Here is a 19,645-nt window from a genome sequence, read left to right as displayed (position 1 = left end):
TCAATAAAAATGGTTTATTCATACTAAGATTTATCACTTATCAATCATTTATATTAAGATGGAAAACATTTAGACAACAAAAAAACGCCCTAAAATAAGAGCGTTTTATCATTTTATAATTTCAAATTATTTTGAATAGTTCTCAAAAAACAATGGGATACTTTCAATTCCTTTATAGAAGTTGAATAATCCGTAATGTTCATTTGGAGAGTGGATCGCATCAGAATCTAATCCGAATCCCATCAAAACAGACTTAGCACCTAAGATCTGCTCAAACATTGCTGTAATAGGAATACTTCCTCCACCTCTGTATGGAAGAACTTCTTTTCCGAATGATGATTCCATTGCTTTTTTTGCAGCTGCAAATTCTTTAGTGTCAGTCGGTAAAACATAAGGCATTCCTCCGTGGTGCGGAGTTACTTTTACTCTTACATTATCCGGAGCGATTTTATTGAAATATTTCGTGAATTTTTCAGTGATTTCTTCCGGAGTCTGATAAGGAACCAAACGCATCGAAATTTTAGCAGAAGCTTTAGAAGGAATAACTGTTTTTGCACCTTCTCCTGTGTAACCACCCCAAATTCCGTTGCAGTCTAATGTAGGACGAATAGAAGTTCTTTCTAATGTTGTGTATCCTTTTTCACCTTCTACCCCTTCTAATCCGATTGATTTTCTGAATTCTTCAGGATTATCCTTCAGTTTATTCATATCAGCTCTGTCTTCGTCTGAAACGTCTTCTACGTTGTCATAGAACCCGTCAATTGTGATTTGTCCGTCTTCATCGATCAATTTAGCAATCATTCTAGAAAGTACGTGAATCGGGTTTGGAACCGCTCCACCGTAAAGTCCTGAGTGTAAATCTCTGTTTGGACCTTCAATTTCAACTTCAACATAGCTTAAACCTCTTAAACCTGTTGTAACAGTTGGTTGTTCATTGCTATAAATATGAGTATCAGAAATTAAGATACAGTCGCAAGATAGTTTCTCTTTGTTTTCGTTTACGAAATCTCCTAAGCTTACAGAGCCTACCTCTTCCTCTCCTTCTAAAATAAATTTAACGTTACAAGGAAGAGAATTTGTCTTCATCATCGCTTCAAAAGCCTTTAAATGCATGAAAAACTGTCCTTTATCATCTGCAGAACCTCTTGCGAAGATTGCTCCGTCCGGATGAAGTGCTGTTTTCTCGATATAAGGTTCGAAAGGAGGTTTTGTCCAAAGTTCCAACGGATCAGCAGGCTGAACATCGTAATGTCCGTAAACCAATACCGTCGGTAAGTTTTTATCTAAAATCTTTTCTCCAAAAACGATAGGATATCCTTTTGTCTGGCATACTTCAACATGATCAGCACCTGCATTTTTAAGGTGTTCTGCGACAACATCTGCACATTTCAATACGTCATCTTTATAAGCAGGATCAGCAGAAATAGAAGGAATTCTCAGTAACTCAAATAATTCATCTACGAAACGCTGTTTGTTTTCGTTAATGTAATTTAATGTCTCTTGCATTGTAAAAATTTGTTTTGCTAAAAGTAAAAAAAATGCCCTGCAGGAGCAAACAAAAACGTATAATTTTCCTCAGGTTTATTATTATGAAGAGTTTTCAAGCCTAATGACTATTATTTTGGTGTGAGAAATTGATGAACCGACTGCAACCCTAGCCCCGATTGCAGCATTTGTTTGAGCTCATTTTGGTAGTTTCGGCGCGGAGGCAAAGCCACCGCGCCGAAACTACCAAAATAGCGAGTGCGGAAAGCGGGATAAAGCTTCAAAAAAAAATATCCCACATTTCTGCAGGACATTCTTTATATTTTACTAAATAATTAGTGTTCAGCTTTAGCTTTATCAGCCTCTGCAGGTTTTACAGCAGCTGTACTGTCTGTTTTCGGAGCTTCAGCACCGTGTTTTTCAGCAGTAGCCTCTTCTTTATGCTCTGCAGCAGCTTCGTGACCATGACCGTGAGCTTCAGCGCCTCCCTGATGATCATCAGAATATCTTTCTGTACCTTCTTCAAGTTTAATGATATTCTTGTTTCCTCCAGCTTGTATCTTTTTACAGCTTACAGCTACAGTTGCAATAGCTAAACATATAATTAATTTTCTCATGCCTAAATTTTTGATTGCCCAAAATTAAGAAATCTTGCTTTTTTCGGCAACATTTTTATATTGATTTTAAAATAATTTTTCCTTTTTTGGATTGTGTAAAAATAAGGTAGCTCTCACCACCGTCTTTTAGTCCGTATTTCTTTTTGAGTTCTTCGGGTTTTAGCGGATAGTTTTTTGAGATGATATTAAATTGCTCTTTCTTCTTAATACCCTTACTGTCAATCACTTTTACTTCTAAAACTCTTCCCGGAAAATCATTTATTTTTTCATCAGAAGTATAGAAATGACTATTTGGATGAAGCTTTTTTAGCTTAAATTTTTCTGAGATCAAATTAAAAATTCCTGCCTTTAAAATTGAATTATTTGGAATATAAATGTATTTTTCGGGCTCAGAATATTCAGAATGGGCATTTTCTTCGTCTCCAAACTGATATTCGAAGTCGGATTCTCCGCTTTCTAAGTTTACGCAATTACAAATAATCTTCCCTGAATTTTCATTTGATAAGAAAACGACAACTTCTTTTACATCATTTTTGAGAGCAATAATTTCAATTCTGAAAATATTCGGTAATACGGAAACTAAATATTTCAAATCGATCAATGGAGATAGTTTTATCACCACTTCATTTGAAATTGACAATAATTTTTTCTGAATTTCAAGAATATTTGGTGAAAGATCTTCCAACAAAAAGACTTTGTTTTTATTGTTATCTCTTCTCGCTGGATCTAAATAAATGACATCAAAAGTTTCTTGATTTTCAGTAAGGAAATCTTCTAATTTTTGATTGATAAATTTCGCTCTCTTTTCTAAAACACTCCAATTGTGTTCTACAATTTCTAAAAGCTCTGAATTTTGTTCAACAAGCGTGATATCATCAAAGTTTTGAGATAGATAATAAGCATCGATCCCGAAGCCGCTGGTTAAGTCTATGAATTTCTTTCCTTTTAAAATTTCAGATTTATATAAAGCTGTTTTTTCTGAGGATGATTGCTCTAAATTAAGTTGTGGAGGGAAGATAATTCCTTCTTTTAATAAAAAAGGGAATTTTCTCTGTGCGACTTGTTTTCCTTTGATCTGTTGAACAATTTCCTGCATAGAAGTTTCAGGAAATGGGGATTTTTTTAATAGTAATGAATGCAAGTCTGTGGTTAGATTTGCATTGATGTAGTTTTGGATTTCTTTGTTTAGTATTTTATTTCCCACAGATTCGTAAGATTCTTTGATGGAAATGCTTCGACTTCGTTCAGCATGACATCTCTAATACTAAACGTCATTTTGTAGCGTTGTCATGCTGAACGAAGTCGAAGCATCTATTTAAATTTATCTTTTATAAAAAATATAATCTGTTAATACGGGCTCAATTCCAGTTTGTTTTAACAAAGAATTGATCTGACCTCGATGATATGTTGAATGATTAATTGCCTGAAAAAGCATTTCAAAAATACTATTTTCAAACTTTGCTCCTTTTGAATTTTGGTATTCAATTCTTCGGTCAAAATCTGATTTTTCAACAATTTGAATGCTTTTCTGAAAGTTTTGATGATTAATATCCTGCAAATTTTCAAAATGATTGATTTGCCAAACCTCGAAAGATTTTTCGCCTAAAATCCTTGAATTCCAAACTTGTTGCGCATTTAAAGTATGGTTGATCAAACTGATTGTTTTTTCGTCGATCTTTGAGATATTTTCTGAAATAATTTTGATCATTTCATGGTTGAAATGATAGGTATATTCAAATAAATCAATTAGTTTTTCTTTCATTATTCAAACATTTCAGCCCAACGAACGGCTTTTATTTCTTTTTCGTTATATAATTCAGCAACAGACTTTTTAATGTCTAATTTTGGATATAAATTAACTCCAATTATTTTTATTTTACCTTCTTCAACCCAGTTTTGCTCTTCGATAGCTTGATCATATATCTTTTTTTGGATAACTCCATTTTTTAAAAGCTCTAAATAGCCTCCGGTATCTTCAATTTCAACAAAGAAAGCCCAAGATTTTTCTGCAATTTGCTGGGTAATATCTTCAATATAATAACTTCCGTTAGACGCATCTTCAAATACATTAATGATACTTTCGTAAGCCAAAACGATCTGTTGTTTGAAGGATATTTCTTCCGAATTTTCCGTGCTTTTTTCAACAGCATAATTTGTACTGTAGACAGCATCTGCACCTCCGATCATCGCAGAAGCAAGCTCCAATGTAGAACGGATAAGGTTGTTTTCGCTGTCCACAATTGCTTTATTTCTTAATGAAGTTTCAGCAAAAATGTAAGGGATTTCATCTAAACCGTATTCTTTAGAAAGTTGATTGAAAACCAGTTTAAAAGCTCTTAATTTAGCCGTTTCGAAGAAATAATTTCCTCCTACAGCTATTTTGAAGATCAGTTTATTTAAAATTTCCTGTCCGTAAACTTCTACAAGTTCTTTTGTTTTTGCTAAAGCAATCCCTAATTGCTGATAGATTGCAGCTCCGGCATTTTGGTGAAGAGAAATATCAACACAGATGTTTCTTTTGAAGTCTTTAGCTAGTAATTCTTTAGCCAGCTGATCATCAATAACTCCATTTTTTTCATCAAATACATCAATCAACGAAAAATACTGATCATTATCTGCGGGACTAATATGTTCCGCTAAATCTTTATTATTGATGAAAATTGTTTTCTCCTCAAGATTTTCAACATTATGATCCAATAGAAATGCGAAAACATCATCTTCTAAACTTTCATGGTACTTTGCCACTAAATGTGTACTTTCCTCGACTTTTGGAAGGTTTACTAAAGGTTTCTTAACCGAACTATAAAAAGGTTTCACATCAATTCCTTCTAAATTTTCTTTTTTTAGAATGGTGTAAATATCTTCTGTTTTAAGCTGCTTCTTTACTAAATTTTCCCAGTTTGGAAAAGTATCTGTATTTGACATATCAATTATAAGTAATGAATAATGGGTAATTAGTAATAAAATAAATCTTTAAAAATTAACAAGCAAAGCGAATTGACTATTCATAATTCACTTTTTTAATTATTTTTTAGCAACATTTGTGCTGTCGACAACCAAAATAAAGATTTCTTCATTCGGCTTTTTCATAAAATAATTTTCTCTTGCGTATTTTTCTTTTTCCGATTTATTGTTCATTAGTTTCTTATAAAACGTATCATTTTTTTCGTATTCCGTTTTATAATATGCTAACTGCTCTTCGTATTTATTGATCTCACCATTGAGTTCATTAATAACCAAGAACGAAGTTTTATCAAAGAAAACCATCCAAACCAAAAATAGACAGATTGTTAATACATATTTATTTAAAACATAATTTTTAATAAATATGAATGTCTCCGACTTTGGTTTAATTTCTTTAATAAGTTTATTTTCTTCCATTTTTAGTGTTTTCTTAACGAGTTTTTGATGACGGTGGTCAGAAAATCAATCGCTACAGAATTTTGCTTCATGTTCGGGATAATAAGATCGGCTTCATTTTTTGAAGGCTCAATAAATTCCTGATGCATTGGCTTTAAAGTCGTTTGATAACGGTGTAAAACCTCACTCAAATCTCTTCCCCTCTCTTGTGTATCTCTCCTGATCCTCCTGATTAATCTTTCATCAGAATCTGCATGAACAAATACTTTCAGGTCAAATTCCTTTAATAATTCTTTATTTGTAAGTACCAAAATTCCTTCTACGACCAATACATTTTTAGGTTCTACAGTTACGTGATCTCCGGTTCTGGAATGCGTCACAAAGCTGTAAATCGGCTGTTCTATAGGCTCGTGATTCTTTAAAGCTTTTACGTGTTTCAGCATCAATTCAAAATCTATCGACTTTGGATGGTCATAATTTAAGGCTTCTCTCTCTGTAAGCGTTAAATTATGGTTATCATGATAATAATTATCCTGAGAAAGGATATTCATTCCTTCGATATCAAGTTGTTGAAGTATCTTATCAACAACTGTAGTTTTGCCGGATCCTGTACCTCCCGCAATTCCTATTACAAGCATTCTTTTTGTTTCTATATAGTTTTTACAAATATACTATTTTAGTTGAATGCAAGTAAAATAATGGGTACGGAATTTACCCAATAAAAAAATCCGATGCGCAAACACCGGATTTTAATTCAAATTTTTAAGTCTTATTTTTTGATAAATTTAGTTGACAACTCTATTCCTTTGATATTTAAAATATAGTCTCCTGTCTGAAGATGAGAAACATTTATAGTGTTTTTACCATTATTAATGGTAGTTTCCAACACTTTTCTTCCTTCCATATTATAAACTTCTACTTTTTCCTCCTTGCTTATTTTCATTGAAATATTCAATACATCAGTAACCGGATTTGGATAAATAGCGATAATTTCTTTTTTAGCAACATCATCAACACTTAACTGACAATTGTAAGCCGGCAAAACGTATCCTGCAGCAGTAAATTCCTGCGTCATTATAGCAATATCTCCACAAGTATATCCGAAAGTTCCCAACATATCAATAGCAGCCTGTCTTACAGCGATAGCCGCATTTTGTTGATTTGTACTTGAATCTGTCATGGATAATCCTTCTAAAAAGGCTCTGTCGGTTTTTGCTTTCCCGATTTTATCATATATTCTCATCAATGCAGAGGCCCAGATTTGCCCTCTTGTATGAATCGCTCCTGATCCAGGATACAAAACAGTATAATTGGTGATTCTTCCTGCCCAATATTCATTGTGACCATCCCAGCTAAACATCCAGTTATAGGCTGGTGCTGATGAAGGCCATTGATTTAAACTTCTGCTGTATGACTGCGCCCAGTAATCTCCGCAACCTTCGCTTAATCCCTGAACCTGAGATAAACTTCCGTTGGTTAACCAATCGTGAAGTCCGTGTCCTAATTCATGCAAAACAACGTCTGCATCTTCAGCATCATCTACCCCTCCCTCTCCGAAAACTAATCTTCCGTTACTGTAATAAGAATTATCATCACCGTCCAACCCATGCGGGTCGTACCATAATATTCCAGCGTTAGTTAATGGTATACAAGCAATATTTAATGTTTGATTGATATAACGTAAGCTGTTATCAACATGCCAATAAGCATTTACTGCTTCAAATCCCTGATCATTTCTATTAAATAAGAATTGATTGGTTGCCTGAGTAAAAAGCCCTGTAGAAGGTGTTTCTAAATCTTTAATCTCTGCGTAAGATCCTTTTAATTTATAAACTCCGCCTGTGAAATCCAATTCCGGGATTGTAACCAAAGTTCTTGCTGCATCTAAACTTGCATTGGTAGCATCATTGTTGTCAAGATACTGTCCTGCGTACGCAACCTGCATCTTAGAAAGTGGATCCGGATTGAAAATATATCCTGAACCAGATACCAGAACTTTTTTAGCGCTTATTTCTTTTTTTTGATTTTTTTTTGTTGGTTTTGGAGCCTCATTTTTACCATGATGGTAATTTGCAATATCTTTTACGCTTAATACGTTTCCGCTTTGCGCATCTATGATTGTTTCCCAACTTCCAGGATTGTCGTGAGAATTGGTAAGAATTCTATAAACCAGTTTAGTTTCTCCGTTTTCTGTAAGATAAACTAATAATTTATTTTCTTCAAAGGTAATTTCTCCTTTCGTTTTTGATGCTACATGAGCTTTCTGAAGAGCTTCTGAAGCTGCTAAAGAAGGATTCGTATTGATATCTTTAATATCTTTCTTAAAGCTGTCTGTAGAAGTATAAGTGATTTTTCCTTCTTTGTTAAAGTGTAATACGATTTCTGATTGAAAAACCGGAACTTCTTTAATCATCTGCTGGAAACGTAATGTTTCCCCAGTACTTCCTTTCTTAACGAAATTTAATTTAAGCTGACTGAAATTCTGAATTCCCAAGCTTCTGGAATTTTCACTGAGCCACCTTTTAGCCGGAGCTTCCAACGACGATTCCTGCGCCGCCAATGCTGAGCAGGAAAGTACACAGCCCAGAATTAAAGAATTAATTTTTAATTTCATGTGATTTTTTTTTATGTTATTTAGCTAAAATAAAAAATATTATCGAAATATTAATAATTCCTGACAATAATTAACAAAAAATCATTAAAAATTCATAAAAAAGAAAATGTATAACAAAAAAAGCTCTAACAATTGTCAGAGCTCTTATTTATACGATTTCGCTAGTTAATTCCCTTGAAATAAGTTTTTCATGCATAGGCTTTACAATATCCATAGATCCTGTTTTCACCGTGCATTTGCCTTTATAATGTACCAACATTGTACATTGCTCGGCCTGTTCTAACGTATGTTTACAAACCTCTATGAGAGAATCAATTACATAATCAAAGGTATGAATATCATCATTATGTAAGATTAATTTATAAACATCATCCGTTTCTTCCAATACCAGAACTTCTTCTTCATATTGACGTTTTGGATCTTCGTAATCTTTTATACTGTTATAAAAAATCATTTTTAATTATTTTTAAACTTCCCCTAATTTATCAGCCAGATCACTCAGGCTATTTGGCTCATTATAAACCAATTCTACAAGCTCAACGCTCTTATTATTCATTTTCAAAATTTTGAAATGATAATTTGCGAGGTCAAATTCCTGATTTTCTTCCGGAATATTTTCCAATTCGTGAAGGATAAAACCAGCTAAAGAATTATATTCACTTTCTTCAGAAAGAGGTAATTTCTTCGGTAAATGTTCATTGATCTCGTCTAAAGGCTGTGTAGCCTGTACCCAATAGGTATTATCTCCTATTTTATCTACCAATTTTTCTTCATCATCTTCTTCATCCTGAATTTCACCGACCAATTCTTCCAAAATATCTTCTAATGTGATAATACCTTCTGTACCACCAAATTCGTCGATTACAATAGCTAAATGCTGTTTCTTTTGTTGGAAAATCTTTAAAAGATCTGAAATTTTCTTACTTCCAACCACAAAGAATGCATCACGCATTAATTCTTTAAGATCATCATGACTAAGTTCACCTTTTCTCTTTACAAACTCTCTGATGATTTCTTTTGTATATAAAATACCAATCACATTATCGATAGAATCAACATACACCGGAATTCTGGAATATCCACTATCCATAATCTTGTTGATAATTTCGTTAATATCTTCCTCAAAATCAATTGAAGTAATATTCTGACGAGGAACCATGATCTGTTTTGCGGAGTGATCTGTAAAATCAAACGCATTTTTAATGATCTCATAGTTCTCTTCTTCAATCTCGCCGCTGTCAGCACTTTGTTTTACCAAAAGCTGAAGCTCTTCTGTTGAGTGGATTTCCTGTTCAGATGCCGGGTGAATTTTCACCAATCTTAAGAAAGTGTTCGACATCAAATTCATCAACCAAATAAATGGTTTGAAGATCGTATAAAAAACTCTCAACGGAACTGCTGTTGCCATTGTTGTTGCTTCCGATTTTCTGATCGCAATTGATTTAGGAATTAATTCTCCAAATACAATATGCATCACCGTAATTAAAACAAAACTGGTAACCACTGAAATTGTGGTAATTGTTGTCTGCGCCATTTCCACATTCAATGAATGGAAAATATTGTCAACAACATGGTGGAGAGCACTTTCTCCAACCCAACCTAAAGCAAGTGACGCCAATGTGATACCAAGCTGTGTTGCAGATAGATACTCATCAAGATGTTTGATGATATGCTCTGCCTGCTTTGCCATGGAGTTACCTTCGGCTGCCTTTATTTGGATTTGTGAGTAACGAACTTTAACAATTGAAAATTCTGCGGCTACGAAAAAGCCATTTAATAATACAAGAAATACGGCTAGTAAAAGCCTGACTATGTCCGAGTCCATTTAGAAATTATATATTTAATTGGTACAAAGATATACAAAATAAAAATAACAAAAAAAGCACCGAGAATATCGATGCTTTAATATTTTGTTAAATTAATTCTTTACGAATTTTTCAAGGCTTCTGCTCCGGAAACGATCTCTAAGATTTCGTTTGTAATAGCTGCCTGTCTTGCTTTGTTGTAGAAAATTACCAAATCATTCTTAAGCTCCTGCGCGTTGTCAGTTGCTTTATGCATTGCTGTCATTCTCGCACCGTGCTCAGACGCTACAGAATCTAAAACAGCTTTGAAAACCTGAGTTTTAATAGATTTTGGAATTAAATTATCTAAAATTTCAGCTCTATTTGGCTCAAAAATATAATCTGTTTCCACCTGAGGCTCTGTAGGATCAACTTCAGCCATTAAAATAGGCAGAACTTGTTCCGTAGTAACTTCCTGTGTCGCAGCATTGATGAATTTATTGTAGATTACATAAACTTCGTCAAATTTCCCTTCTTTGAAACTGCTCATTGCTGCTTCAGTAAGATTAGAAACTGCTTCAAAGTTCAGATTATCAAAAACGGCGCTTTCATTTGAGTAAACAGAACGAGTTTTTCTTACAGCATCGTAAGCTTTTTTACCAATTGTAAGAACTTCAACCTCGTATTGAGCATTCTTCTGAAACTGAATATTAAGTTCCTTTACAACATTAGAGTTGAAAGCACCCGCCAAACCTCTGTTTGAAGTTACAGCGATGAAAAGTACTCTTTTAACCTCTCTTTTTTGAGCATAAATAGAAACCTGATCAGGATCTGAACTAGAATTTACATTCTGGATGATCTCCTGTAGCTTTTCAGAATAAGGTCTTAACATTACGATTGCATCCTGTGCTTTTTTAAGTTTCGCAGCGGAAACCATTTTCATAGCACGCGTGATTTGCATCGTAGATGAAATTGAACTGATTCTTCCTCGTATTTCTTTTAAGTTTGCCATATTGGGTTAGTTGTTGGTTGTCGGTTGTTGGTTGCTAGTTTTAGAAAATTCTGTCAACTATCAACCAACAATCATCAACTAATTTTTAGTTATATTTTGCAGCTAAATCATTAGCAGCCTGCTTAAGAACACCTGTGATTGAATCATCGATTTTCCCAGCTTTAAGAGCAGCCATAGTTTCAGGGTGCTTAGATCTTAAGAATGCGATGTATTCGATTTGGAATTCTTTTACCTTTTTGATAGGAACGTTTCTCATTAAGTTCTCTGTACCTGCATAGATCATAGCAACTTGGCTATCTACAGGAAGTGGAGAATTTACTGGCTGCTTAAGAAGCTCTACGTTTCTTTCTCCTTTAGAGATAACCGCTAAAGTAGAAGCATCAAGGTCTGAACCGAATTTCGCGAACGCTTCTAGTTCTTTATATTGAGCCTGGTCTAATTTAAGAGTACCAGAAACTTTTTTCATTGATTTGATCTGAGCGTTACCACCTACTCTAGATACAGAGATACCAACGTTGATCGCTGGACGAACCCCTGAGTTGAACAAGTCAGACTCCAAGAAGATCTGTCCGTCAGTAATAGAGATTACGTTAGTTGGAATATACGCAGAAACGTCACCAGCCTGAGTTTCGATAATTGGAAGTGCAGTAAGTGAACCACCACCTTTTACAAGAGGTCTTAAAGACTCAGGTAGATCGTTCATTTGGCTAGCAATTTTATCGTCAGCGATTACTTTTGCAGCTCTTTCCAATAATCTTGAGTGAAGATAGAAAACGTCTCCAGGGTAAGCCTCACGTCCCGGTGGTCTTCTCAATAGTAGAGAAAGCTCACGGTAAGCTACCGCTTGTTTAGATAAATCATCATAAATGATTAATGCCGGTCTACCAGTGTCTCTGAAGAACTCACCGATAGATGCACCTGCCATTGCAGAATATACCTGCATTGGAACTGGATCTGATGCGTTTGCAGCAACGATCACAGTATATGCTAAAGCTCCTTTATCAGAAAGAGTTTTAACGATTTGTGCTACTGTAGAAGCTTTTTGCCCGATAGCAACATATATACAATATACAGGATTTCCTGCATCAAAAAATTCTCTTTGGTTGATGATCGTATCAATTGCAACAGTAGTTTTACCTGTTTGTCTGTCACCAATGATAAGCTCTCTTTGTCCTCTTCCTACAGGGATCATAGAGTCGATCGCAACGATACCTGTTTGTAAAGGTTCAGTTACCGGCTGTCTGAAGATAACTCCAGGAGCCTTTCTTTCCAATGGCATTTCGTATAATTCCCCAGTGATAGGACCTTTACCATCGATAGGATTACCAAGAGTATCAACTACTCTACCAAGCATACCTTCTCCTACTTTAATAGAAGAGATTCTGTTTGTTCTTCTTACTGTATCTCCTTCTCTTACTAATTTACTTTCCCCAAGTAAAGCAACACCAACGTTGTCTTCTTCAAGGTTAAGTACAATACCTTCTACATCACTAGAAAATTTCACCAACTCTCCGTATTGTACGTTTTCTAACCCGTATACACGAGCAATACCATCACCGATGGTTAAAACTGTACCTACTTCCTCAACGTTTGCGTGAGTATCGAAGTTGGCCAATTGCTGTTTTAAGATCGCAGATACTTCTGCCGGATTTATTTCTGCCATTGTATGGTTGTTTTTTGTCTTATTTTAAAAGTTTCAATTTAAGATCTTCGTTAGAATATTTGTTTATAAAAAGGTCTATTTTTGATTCATCAGCATTTCCGTTTTCATCAAATATACCTGATTTATATATGTTCTTAATTATATCTTTATCAGATAAATCAGTAATAGCTTCTTTGTTACTCTTTAAAAATCTTACTGTATAAATAACACGAGTCCAATAAGGAGATTCGTTTGGGTAAATAGGTGGCGTTTTAGGAACTTGAAAAGTAGAGCCTAAAACCGAAACAATTTCATTATTCTTTATATCAGATAAAATAAAATTGAAATCGTTATTTTCAATATGATAGATTTCTTTATCATCAACAAATACTTTATCCTTCTTAATTTTAACTTTTTGTCCAAAAGTAAAACAAGAAAAAACAAGCATTGATAAAAATAAAGTCTTTTTCATATTAGTTTAATTGAAAATCTTTTTTAATCTGATTAAGCTTAGATTTCACAGAGGCATCTACCTGCTGATCTCCTACTCTTAATATGTACCCTCCCAAAAGATCAGGATTTACATTTAGTTTCAAATCAAAGTTTGAACCTGCTTTTACTAAGTTTGTAGATCCTAATATCTGATCAATATTTTCTTTCGAAAGTTCAGTTGCCGTAGTAAGAGTTACTCTCTGTACTCCATTAATATCTTCAACTTTATTGATATATTCTTGAGCAATATTTTTCAATTGATTTTCACGACCATGTCTGATAACCAATGTGATCAAATTTTGAGAAGAAGCTGACAAACTTTTGAAAATCTCTTTTGCTACCTCTACTTTCTTTTTAGCATCAATGTAAGGTGTCATGAAAAATTTGTTCAGATCCGTAGACTGAGACATCAATTTCGCAACATCTTTCATTTCAGAAAATACAGTAGCTGTTTGGCCTGTTTCATTAGTGAACTCAAGCAAACCCTGCGCGTATCTTTTAGCTACTTTAGATGTAAGCATTCTTAGTTAAGATTTGATTTATTTAAATAACTTTGAACTAACTCGTTTTGAGCTTCGTTGTTCTCTAGTTTTTGCTTCAAAATAGATTCAGCAATGTTTACAGATAAAGTACCAATTTGAGATTTAATTTCTGCCATTGCAGAATTTTTCTCATCGTTAATAGTCTGCCTAGCAGCTGTGATTAATTTATCTCCTTCAGCTTTAGCAGCATCTTTAGCTTCACCTACGATTCTGTCTTTAATCTCTCTAGCTTCTTTAAGGATAGCATCTCTTTCGATTTTAGCTTCACGAATAATTCTTTCGTTGTCAGCCTTTAGCTCTTCCATTTCCTTTTTAGCCAATTTAGCTTGATTTAATGCATCAACGATTGAAGTTTCTCTATCATTAACGGCATTAACAATTGGTTTCCAAGCAAATTTTGCTAGAAGAAATAACAGGATAACAAAAGTAAGAGTCATCCAAAACAAAAGTCCGATTCCAGGTTCAATAATTCCCATATCTGTAAATTCTTTTTAAAGTGTAATTTATGGATTGTTTTTAAAATTCTTAGCAGCAGCCAAACGCTTCACTGCTAAGAATATTTTTTTGAGGATAATTACTTGATGAAAGCACCAAAGATAATTGCAATAAGACCAGCACCTTCAATAAGACCTGCAGCAATAAGCATTGCTCCTTGAATCTTACCAGCTTGTTCTGGCTGTCTAGCGATAGCATCCATTGCATGACCACCGATTTTACCAATACCAAGACCTACTCCTAATACTGCTAATCCGATACCTACGTAAATTAATCCTGCTCCAGTTGATAAATCCATAATAAATAAATTATTTAGTTAAAATTATTTTAAAGTTAAATGTTGTTTTTTAGTGACCGTGCTCCTCATGGTGAGAATGAGCGTGATCATGTTCGTGTTCTGCAACCGCAATTCCAATGAATAACGCTGATAACACTGTAAATATATAAGCCTGTAATGCTGCAACCAATAATTCCAATACAGAAACGAATAATGCTAATGGCACAGAAGCGAATCCTAAAAATGGAGATTTAAATATAAATATTAAAGATATAATTGCCAGAATCATAATGTGCCCTGCAGTGATGTTAGCAAAAAGTCGCATCATCAAAGCGAAAGGTTTTGTGAAAATCCCAATAATTTCAATTGGAACCATAATTGGATACAATAATATTGGAACTGGTGGCATAAAAATATGTTTCCAGTAATCTTTATTAGCACTAAATAAAGTGATTAATAAAGTAATAACAGCCAATACAGCAGTGATTGCAATATTACCAGTAAGATTAGAACCTCCAGGGAAGAAAGGAATCAATCCAAAAAGGTTATTAAACCAAATAAAGAAGAATGCCGTTAAAAGATAAGGCATATATCTTTTATATTTTACAGAACCGATATTTGGAATAGCTACTTCATCTCTAATAAATACAACTACTGGCTCTAATAATTTCCCAGCTCCTTTTGGTAATTGAGATTTTTTATAATTTCTTGCCATTCCTATGAATATAACTGCCATAAAAATAACTGACAAAAACATTGAAGCTGCATTCTTTGTAATTGAAATATCAAAGAAAACTTCATTAGATTTTTGTTTTCCGCTAATAATAGAAAACAAAGTTGCTTTTTCAATTCCTTTAGTTGAAACAACCTGTCCTTCTTCTAATGTATACCCGTCATGTTCATGACCGTGCGCTATACTGCTTGAAAGGAAACTATGCCAACCCTGATTATCTTTAATAATAATAGGCAATGGAACAGAAACATGGTGTTCTTCACCGTTATCATCTTTTGTAGTCCACAAATGCCATTCATTAGAATCACCAATGTGTTCCATGATCATTTTGGTAGCATTGAATTTGTCGCCATCTTCTTTATGCTCTACTTTTTCAGCGGATTTTTCACCTTCAGACTCATGTTGTGCAGTAGCAAAACCGCTAATAAACACAAATAAAAATGCGAAAAATAAGGAAGAAATCTTTCTGTTCATATCTCTTTTTTAATCGTGTGCAAATATATTGATTTTATTAAACTTTACCAATATTAAAAATTGATTTTTATCATCAAAAAAATCATGATTTGTTAATGCGTTTTATTATGGGGTAATATATAAGGAATGAACCAATGATAAAACAGATCACTATTAAAAGAAAATTAGCCTTAGTTTTATCTATTATAAATAAAGAAATAATCAACCAAATGATATCTTTAGACATATTTACCGCAAGAAATCTCATTCCTGCATTAGGTTTGTTATATAAATATTTATTAAATATTACATATACAATACTATTAGAAATGAGCAATAAAGCTATTATAATAAAACTATTCCAGAAATTCATTTTGCAAAAATAAAATTATAATTCATAAACAAAAAAATCTCACCACTCTATCTTATTATATATTATTAAAAATTCCTTATTTTTGCAACCTATAATTTACAAATAAATATGTTTAATAGTTTACAGGATAAATTAGACAAGGCGCTTCAAAATATTTCCGGACGTGGAAAAATTACAGAAATCAATGTTGCGGAGACCGTAAAAGAGATTCGTAGAGCATTGGTAGATGCCGATGTTAATTATAAAGTAGCAAAAGACCTTACGAAAAGAGTTCAGGATAAAGCGTTGGGACAAAACGTTCTTACATCGCTTACTCCGGGACAATTGATGACGAAAATCGTTCATGACGAGTTAGTAGAGTTAATGGGAGGTTCTCAGGAAGGAATTAACCTTTCCGGAAAGCCGTCTGTTATTCTTATTGCAGGTTTGCAAGGTTCCGGGAAGACAACTTTCTCCGGAAAATTAGCGAGTTATTTAAAAACGAAAAAAAATAAAAAGCCTTTATTGGTTGCATGTGACGTTTATCGTCCTGCTGCAATTGAGCAGTTGAAAGTTTTAGGTGGACAAATTGGTGTTCCCGTTTTCACTGAAGAAGGTTCTACAAACCCATCTACGATCGCTGAAAATGCAATTGCTTTTGCAAAATCAAACGGTCATGATGTTGTAATTGTGGATACTGCAGGTCGTTTGGCGATTGATGAGCAGATGATGAACGAAATTAAATCTGTTCATTATTTCATCAAACCTAATGAAACTCTATTTGTAGTTGACTCAATGACCGGTCAGGATGCTGTAAATACGGCTAAAGCGTTCAACGATGCTTTAAATTTTGACGGAGTTGTTCTTACTAAATTAGATGGTGATACACGAGGTGGTGCTGCATTAACGATTCGTTCTGTTGTAGAAAAACCAATCAAGTTTATCTCTACAGGAGAAAAAATGGAGGCTTTAGATGTTTTCTACCCAGAAAGGATGGCCGACAGAATCTTAGGAATGGGAGATGTTGTTTCCTTAGTAGAAAGAGCTCAGGAGCAGTTTGATGAGGAAGAAGCCAAAAAACTTCACAAAAAAATCGCTAAAAACGAGTTTGGTTTTGATGATTTCTTAAAGCAAATTAATCAGATCAAAAAAATGGGTAACATGAAAGACTTGATGGGAATGATCCCGGGAGTTGGAAAAGCCATTAAAGATGTTGAAATTAGTGATGATGCTTTCAAACATATCGAAGCGATCATTTATTCTATGACTCCGGATGAGAGAAGAAGACCTTCAATCATCAATACTCAGAGAAAACAGAGAATTGCAAGAGGTGCTGGTAGAAAAATTGAAGATGTAAACCAATTGATGAAGCAATTTGATCAAATGGGTAAAATGATGAAGATGATGCAAGGCCCTCAAGGTAAGCAAATGATGCAGATGATGAGCAAGATGCCAAACATGCCAGGAATGGGCGGTATGGGAAAATAAGAAAAAGTGAAAACTTTATATAAAAGTAAAATCCGACTCAAAATTGAGTCGGATTTTTTTATTTTTAATCTAAAATAAATTGATTATTTATCAGATTTTTGACCTTTAGATTTAATGAAGTAAGAGAAACCTACGTTTACACCAAAGTTATTTCTTGTTGTTTTAACTTCTGTATTATAGTAAGTATTCTTAGTATAAAATTGATCAAAACCAACACCTAAGTTGATTCCTAAAGACTGTGTAGCCATGTAAGTTACACCAGCTTTAGCTTTCCAAGTTAAACCATCTTCTTTTGTATTGTCATCAAAAAATATTGGATCAACGATTGAATTTGAAAAACTATACTTTGTTTTGTTTGTAGCATATCCAATACCAGCCCCTACGAAAGGAAAGAATTTGCTACCTGTTTTGAAATAATAAGTTGCAGTTGGCATTACAGAAAATCTAGTATTAGTTACCTTATCTCCGTCAAACTTATTTGTTTCGTTGTCAAATCCTAAATCAATTCCTACAGCCAATCCGTCGATTACGAAATATCCAACAGATGGAGTGATAGAAAATTTAGAAATTTTAGGTCCATCTTCAGATTCTCCGTTAGCTTTTACAGTAGAACTTGCCGTGTTGAATCCTAAACCAGTGTTTCCACTGATAACCCAGTCACCTTTAGTCATTTGAGCATTTGATAAGCCAAAAAGTGCAACTGCACCAGCTAATAATAATTTTTTCATGTTTATTAATTTATAGTTTAATTTAATTATAGACAAAAAGCCCTAAGAAATAAATCTTAGGACTCTATTTTTTTGATGCTTCGTTAATTATTTAGCGAAAACATATTTAACTCCGAAAGTTACAGAAGATAAGTTCAATCCAAAGTTATAGTTGTTTGTTGCATCACCATCTTTTGGTTTGAAGTTACTATAACCGAATTCACCGATTGTAGCTTCAATAGACCAGTTTTTGTTTAAGAAATAATCTAAACCGGGCTTAACAGTAACACCAATTTTAGTGTATTTAGCTTCAGTAGATGTAGAGTTTGTAACTACTGTACTTCCTGTAGTAGCAACTGAGTTAGATTCAACTTCAGTTTTTCCAAACTGCATTGGCACTGCTAATTGTCCGAAAACAAACAACTTGTCAGATAAAGTCCAATATTTTCTAACGAAAGGAGCAACAACAAAAGCTGGCTTTTTAGTTACGTTCTCGTTTACAACTGTAGTGTTAAGAAAAGTTGTTGTAGTAGTTGCAGTGTTTTTTTCAGTTTGGTAACCAATTCCAAGACCAACTGCTAAGTTTGTTCCTACGAAATATCCAACTGTAGGTAATACGTTGAAGTTTTCTTTTTTAAGATCACCATTATTGCTTTCTTCTTGAGAATAACCAACTGATCCTGAAATATATGCAGTTCCTTTTGCAATCTGTGCATTAGATAAACCGAAAAGTGCAACAGCACCCGCTAATAATAATTTTTTCATTTTATAAAATTTTAATACTTTCTGACAGCAAATTTACAGCGGGTACCACGAATATTAAAATTTGTTAATGTGATTAATATCATTCATAAAAATTGCCAATTTTAGAGATAAAATACACTAAACGTTTGTTTGTATTTTTTTGACAATTTTTTTCATAAAAAAGCTCCAATTCTGCAATTGGAGCTTAAAAAAGGTTCTTTTTAAATATATTACTTTAAGAAGAAATTAACACCAAAGTTAATCGCTCCGAAATTATAGTTGTTGTCACCATACCAGTAATAGTCATGATTCTTATACTTACTTGCAATATTTTGGAATCCTAAATACAATTCAGCTCTCTTCATTTGATACCCTACTCTTGGTGCGATATACAAACCACTATTGATATAATCTTTAGTAGAAATTGCTGCTCCTAGATCCAATCCTACGAAAAGAGGAATTTTAGCAAATTTATATTTTCCGGAAGCTGCAATTGGAATAAAACCGAAATCATCTACATTATCTTTTCCAAAAAAGTGAGAATATCCTGTCGTAGCACCAATGTCCAAACCTTTGGCAATATTCCACATATAAGCAGCATCTATACCTACTGTAACGCTGGCTGCATCTGATGCATCACCTAGCGGAGCTCCAACATGACCACCCAATCTAAATCCTTCCTGAGCCTGCATAGCACCGCCCAAAAGAGCAAAAGCTCCTAATAATAACAATTTTTTCATTTTAATAATTTTAAATTACTGGGCTCAAAATTACTAATTATTTTCTTTTTTAAAAGCTGGATGATTAATAATATCCTTTATATAACGAAAAAAAGCAAAACAAGTAAA

21 protein-coding genes are annotated in these 19,645 nt (G+C 33.7%); 1 reads left to right on the top strand and 20 read right to left on the bottom strand.

All coding sequences use genetic code 11. The features are described from left to right. Positions 1 to 126: 126 nt before the first annotated feature. The 17 genes from A0O34_RS18690 to atpB form a co-directional block, all read right to left on the bottom strand. Positions 127 to 1,506 carry a dipeptidase gene (locus A0O34_RS18690; RefSeq protein WP_066758132.1) on the bottom strand — a complete coding sequence of 460 codons (1,380 nt, stop codon included), beginning with the start codon at positions 1,504 to 1,506 and terminating at the stop codon, positions 127 to 129. Between the two features lie 314 nt (positions 1,507 to 1,820). After that, positions 1,821 to 2,102, bottom strand: coding sequence for a hypothetical protein (locus A0O34_RS18685; protein WP_066758129.1), 282 nt, complete (start codon positions 2,100 to 2,102; stop codon positions 1,821 to 1,823). 55 nt (positions 2,103 to 2,157) lie between these two features. Then, a complete protein-coding gene (locus tag A0O34_RS18680) occupies positions 2,158 to 3,306 on the bottom strand; it encodes a class I SAM-dependent methyltransferase (protein WP_066758126.1) in 1,149 nt (382 codons plus the stop codon). Positions 3,307 to 3,423: 117 nt separating this feature from the next. Next, on the bottom strand, positions 3,424 to 3,864 hold the full coding sequence (locus tag A0O34_RS18675) for a DinB family protein (RefSeq protein WP_066758124.1): 441 nt from the start codon (positions 3,862 to 3,864) through the stop codon (positions 3,424 to 3,426). Further along, positions 3,864 to 5,027, bottom strand: coding sequence for a methylmalonyl-CoA mutase family protein (locus A0O34_RS18670; protein ID WP_066758122.1), 1,164 nt, complete (start codon positions 5,025 to 5,027; stop codon positions 3,864 to 3,866). Before A0O34_RS18670 ends, A0O34_RS18675 begins: the two co-directional genes overlap by 1 nt. A gap of 99 nt (positions 5,028 to 5,126) precedes the next feature. Next, positions 5,127 to 5,483 (bottom strand): FtsB family cell division protein, encoded by a 357-nt coding sequence (locus tag A0O34_RS18665; RefSeq protein ID WP_066758120.1) that lies wholly within the window; start codon positions 5,481 to 5,483, stop codon positions 5,127 to 5,129. A 2-nt stretch (positions 5,484 to 5,485) separates the two neighbouring features. Beyond that, a complete protein-coding gene (gene udk / locus A0O34_RS18660; protein WP_066758117.1) occupies positions 5,486 to 6,100 on the bottom strand; it encodes a uridine kinase in 615 nt (204 codons plus the stop codon). Positions 6,101 to 6,231: 131 nt separating this feature from the next. Further along, positions 6,232 to 8,076 carry a T9SS type A sorting domain-containing protein gene (locus A0O34_RS18655; RefSeq protein ID WP_066758114.1) on the bottom strand — a complete coding sequence of 615 codons (1,845 nt, stop codon included), beginning with the start codon at positions 8,074 to 8,076 and terminating at the stop codon, positions 6,232 to 6,234. 148 nt (positions 8,077 to 8,224) lie between these two features. Then, a complete protein-coding gene (locus A0O34_RS18650) occupies positions 8,225 to 8,530 on the bottom strand; it encodes an ATP-dependent Clp protease adaptor ClpS (RefSeq protein ID WP_066758110.1) in 306 nt (101 codons plus the stop codon). Between the two features lie 12 nt (positions 8,531 to 8,542). Next, a complete protein-coding gene (locus tag A0O34_RS18645) occupies positions 8,543 to 9,901 on the bottom strand; it encodes a hemolysin family protein (protein ID WP_066758107.1) in 1,359 nt (452 codons plus the stop codon). Between the two features lie 101 nt (positions 9,902 to 10,002). After that, positions 10,003 to 10,872, bottom strand: a complete 870-nt coding sequence (gene atpG / locus A0O34_RS18640; RefSeq protein WP_066758104.1) for an ATP synthase F1 subunit gamma — start codon at positions 10,870 to 10,872, stop codon at positions 10,003 to 10,005. Between the two features lie 85 nt (positions 10,873 to 10,957). Continuing rightward, on the bottom strand, positions 10,958 to 12,535 hold the full coding sequence (atpA, locus tag A0O34_RS18635; protein WP_066758102.1) for a F0F1 ATP synthase subunit alpha: 1,578 nt from the start codon (positions 12,533 to 12,535) through the stop codon (positions 10,958 to 10,960). A 19-nt stretch (positions 12,536 to 12,554) separates the two neighbouring features. Beyond that, the gene (locus A0O34_RS18630) at positions 12,555 to 12,986 is read right to left on the bottom strand and encodes a hypothetical protein (RefSeq protein WP_066758099.1); all 432 of its coding nucleotides are present in this window, start codon (positions 12,984 to 12,986) and stop codon (positions 12,555 to 12,557) included. Position 12,987: 1 nt separating this feature from the next. After that, positions 12,988 to 13,527 (bottom strand): ATP synthase F1 subunit delta, encoded by a 540-nt coding sequence (gene atpH, locus A0O34_RS18625; RefSeq protein WP_066758098.1) that lies wholly within the window; start codon positions 13,525 to 13,527, stop codon positions 12,988 to 12,990. 2 nt (positions 13,528 to 13,529) lie between these two features. After that, on the bottom strand, positions 13,530 to 14,024 hold the full coding sequence (locus A0O34_RS18620) for a F0F1 ATP synthase subunit B (RefSeq protein ID WP_066758096.1): 495 nt from the start codon (positions 14,022 to 14,024) through the stop codon (positions 13,530 to 13,532). 98 nt (positions 14,025 to 14,122) lie between these two features. Next, on the bottom strand, positions 14,123 to 14,341 hold the full coding sequence (locus A0O34_RS18615; protein WP_007844726.1) for an ATP synthase F0 subunit C: 219 nt from the start codon (positions 14,339 to 14,341) through the stop codon (positions 14,123 to 14,125). A gap of 49 nt (positions 14,342 to 14,390) precedes the next feature. After that, on the bottom strand, positions 14,391 to 15,527 hold the full coding sequence (atpB, locus tag A0O34_RS18610) for a F0F1 ATP synthase subunit A (RefSeq protein WP_066758092.1): 1,137 nt from the start codon (positions 15,525 to 15,527) through the stop codon (positions 14,391 to 14,393). Between the two features lie 460 nt (positions 15,528 to 15,987). Here atpB and ffh point away from each other — a divergent pair, with 460 nt between their 5' ends. Further along, positions 15,988 to 17,346, top strand: coding sequence for a signal recognition particle protein (gene ffh / locus A0O34_RS18600; protein ID WP_066758088.1), 1,359 nt, complete (start codon positions 15,988 to 15,990; stop codon positions 17,344 to 17,346). Between the two features lie 83 nt (positions 17,347 to 17,429). On the opposite strand, the gene A0O34_RS18595 is transcribed toward ffh, so the two are convergent. From A0O34_RS18595 to A0O34_RS18585, 3 genes are all read right to left on the bottom strand, one after another. Continuing rightward, the gene (locus A0O34_RS18595) at positions 17,430 to 18,074 is read right to left on the bottom strand and encodes an OmpW family outer membrane protein (protein WP_066758083.1); all 645 of its coding nucleotides are present in this window, start codon (positions 18,072 to 18,074) and stop codon (positions 17,430 to 17,432) included. 87 nt (positions 18,075 to 18,161) lie between these two features. Next, the gene (locus tag A0O34_RS18590; RefSeq protein ID WP_066758081.1) at positions 18,162 to 18,818 is read right to left on the bottom strand and encodes an outer membrane beta-barrel protein; all 657 of its coding nucleotides are present in this window, start codon (positions 18,816 to 18,818) and stop codon (positions 18,162 to 18,164) included. Between the two features lie 209 nt (positions 18,819 to 19,027). Then, positions 19,028 to 19,537, bottom strand: coding sequence for a hypothetical protein (locus tag A0O34_RS18585; protein WP_066758078.1), 510 nt, complete (start codon positions 19,535 to 19,537; stop codon positions 19,028 to 19,030). Between the last annotated feature and the right edge of the window lie 108 nt (positions 19,538 to 19,645).

This window comes from Chryseobacterium glaciei, assembly GCF_001648155.1.
GTDB classification, from domain to species: Bacteria; Bacteroidota; Bacteroidia; order Flavobacteriales; family Weeksellaceae; genus Chryseobacterium; species Chryseobacterium glaciei.
The sequence above is the reverse complement of the archived record's forward strand: the minus strand, read 5'-3'. Positions and strand labels throughout refer to the sequence as shown.

Coding starts and splice junctions, on each gene's coding strand:
- A0O34_RS18595 (WP_066758083.1), bottom strand. CDS start 18,074: ATGAAAAAATTATTATTAGCTGGTGCAGTTGCACTTTTTGGCTTATCA.
- A0O34_RS18665 (WP_066758120.1), bottom strand. CDS start 5,483: ATGGAAGAAAATAAACTTATTAAAGAAATTAAACCAAAGTCGGAGACA.
- atpG (WP_066758104.1), bottom strand. CDS start 10,872: ATGGCAAACTTAAAAGAAATACGAGGAAGAATCAGTTCAATTTCATCT.
- ffh (WP_066758088.1), top strand. CDS start 15,988: ATGTTTAATAGTTTACAGGATAAATTAGACAAGGCGCTTCAAAATATT.
- A0O34_RS18650 (WP_066758110.1), bottom strand. CDS start 8,530: ATGATTTTTTATAACAGTATAAAAGATTACGAAGATCCAAAACGTCAA.
- A0O34_RS18620 (WP_066758096.1), bottom strand. CDS start 14,024: ATGGGAATTATTGAACCTGGAATCGGACTTTTGTTTTGGATGACTCTT.
- A0O34_RS18670 (WP_066758122.1), bottom strand. CDS start 5,027: ATGTCAAATACAGATACTTTTCCAAACTGGGAAAATTTAGTAAAGAAG.
- udk (WP_066758117.1), bottom strand. CDS start 6,100: ATGCTTGTAATAGGAATTGCGGGAGGTACAGGATCCGGCAAAACTACA.
- atpA (WP_066758102.1), bottom strand. CDS start 12,535: ATGGCAGAAATAAATCCGGCAGAAGTATCTGCGATCTTAAAACAGCAA.
- A0O34_RS18690 (WP_066758132.1), bottom strand. CDS start 1,506: ATGCAAGAGACATTAAATTACATTAACGAAAACAAACAGCGTTTCGTA.
- A0O34_RS18655 (WP_066758114.1), bottom strand. CDS start 8,076: ATGAAATTAAAAATTAATTCTTTAATTCTGGGCTGTGTACTTTCCTGC.
- A0O34_RS18615 (WP_007844726.1), bottom strand. CDS start 14,341: ATGGATTTATCAACTGGAGCAGGATTAATTTACGTAGGTATCGGATTA.
- atpH (WP_066758098.1), bottom strand. CDS start 13,527: ATGCTTACATCTAAAGTAGCTAAAAGATACGCGCAGGGTTTGCTTGAG.
- A0O34_RS18685 (WP_066758129.1), bottom strand. CDS start 2,102: ATGAGAAAATTAATTATATGTTTAGCTATTGCAACTGTAGCTGTAAGC.
- A0O34_RS18645 (WP_066758107.1), bottom strand. CDS start 9,901: ATGGACTCGGACATAGTCAGGCTTTTACTAGCCGTATTTCTTGTATTA.
- A0O34_RS18590 (WP_066758081.1), bottom strand. CDS start 18,818: ATGAAAAAATTATTATTAGCGGGTGCTGTTGCACTTTTCGGTTTATCT.
- atpB (WP_066758092.1), bottom strand. CDS start 15,527: ATGAACAGAAAGATTTCTTCCTTATTTTTCGCATTTTTATTTGTGTTT.
- A0O34_RS18585 (WP_066758078.1), bottom strand. CDS start 19,537: ATGAAAAAATTGTTATTATTAGGAGCTTTTGCTCTTTTGGGCGGTGCT.
- A0O34_RS18630 (WP_066758099.1), bottom strand. CDS start 12,986: ATGAAAAAGACTTTATTTTTATCAATGCTTGTTTTTTCTTGTTTTACT.
- A0O34_RS18675 (WP_066758124.1), bottom strand. CDS start 3,864: ATGAAAGAAAAACTAATTGATTTATTTGAATATACCTATCATTTCAAC.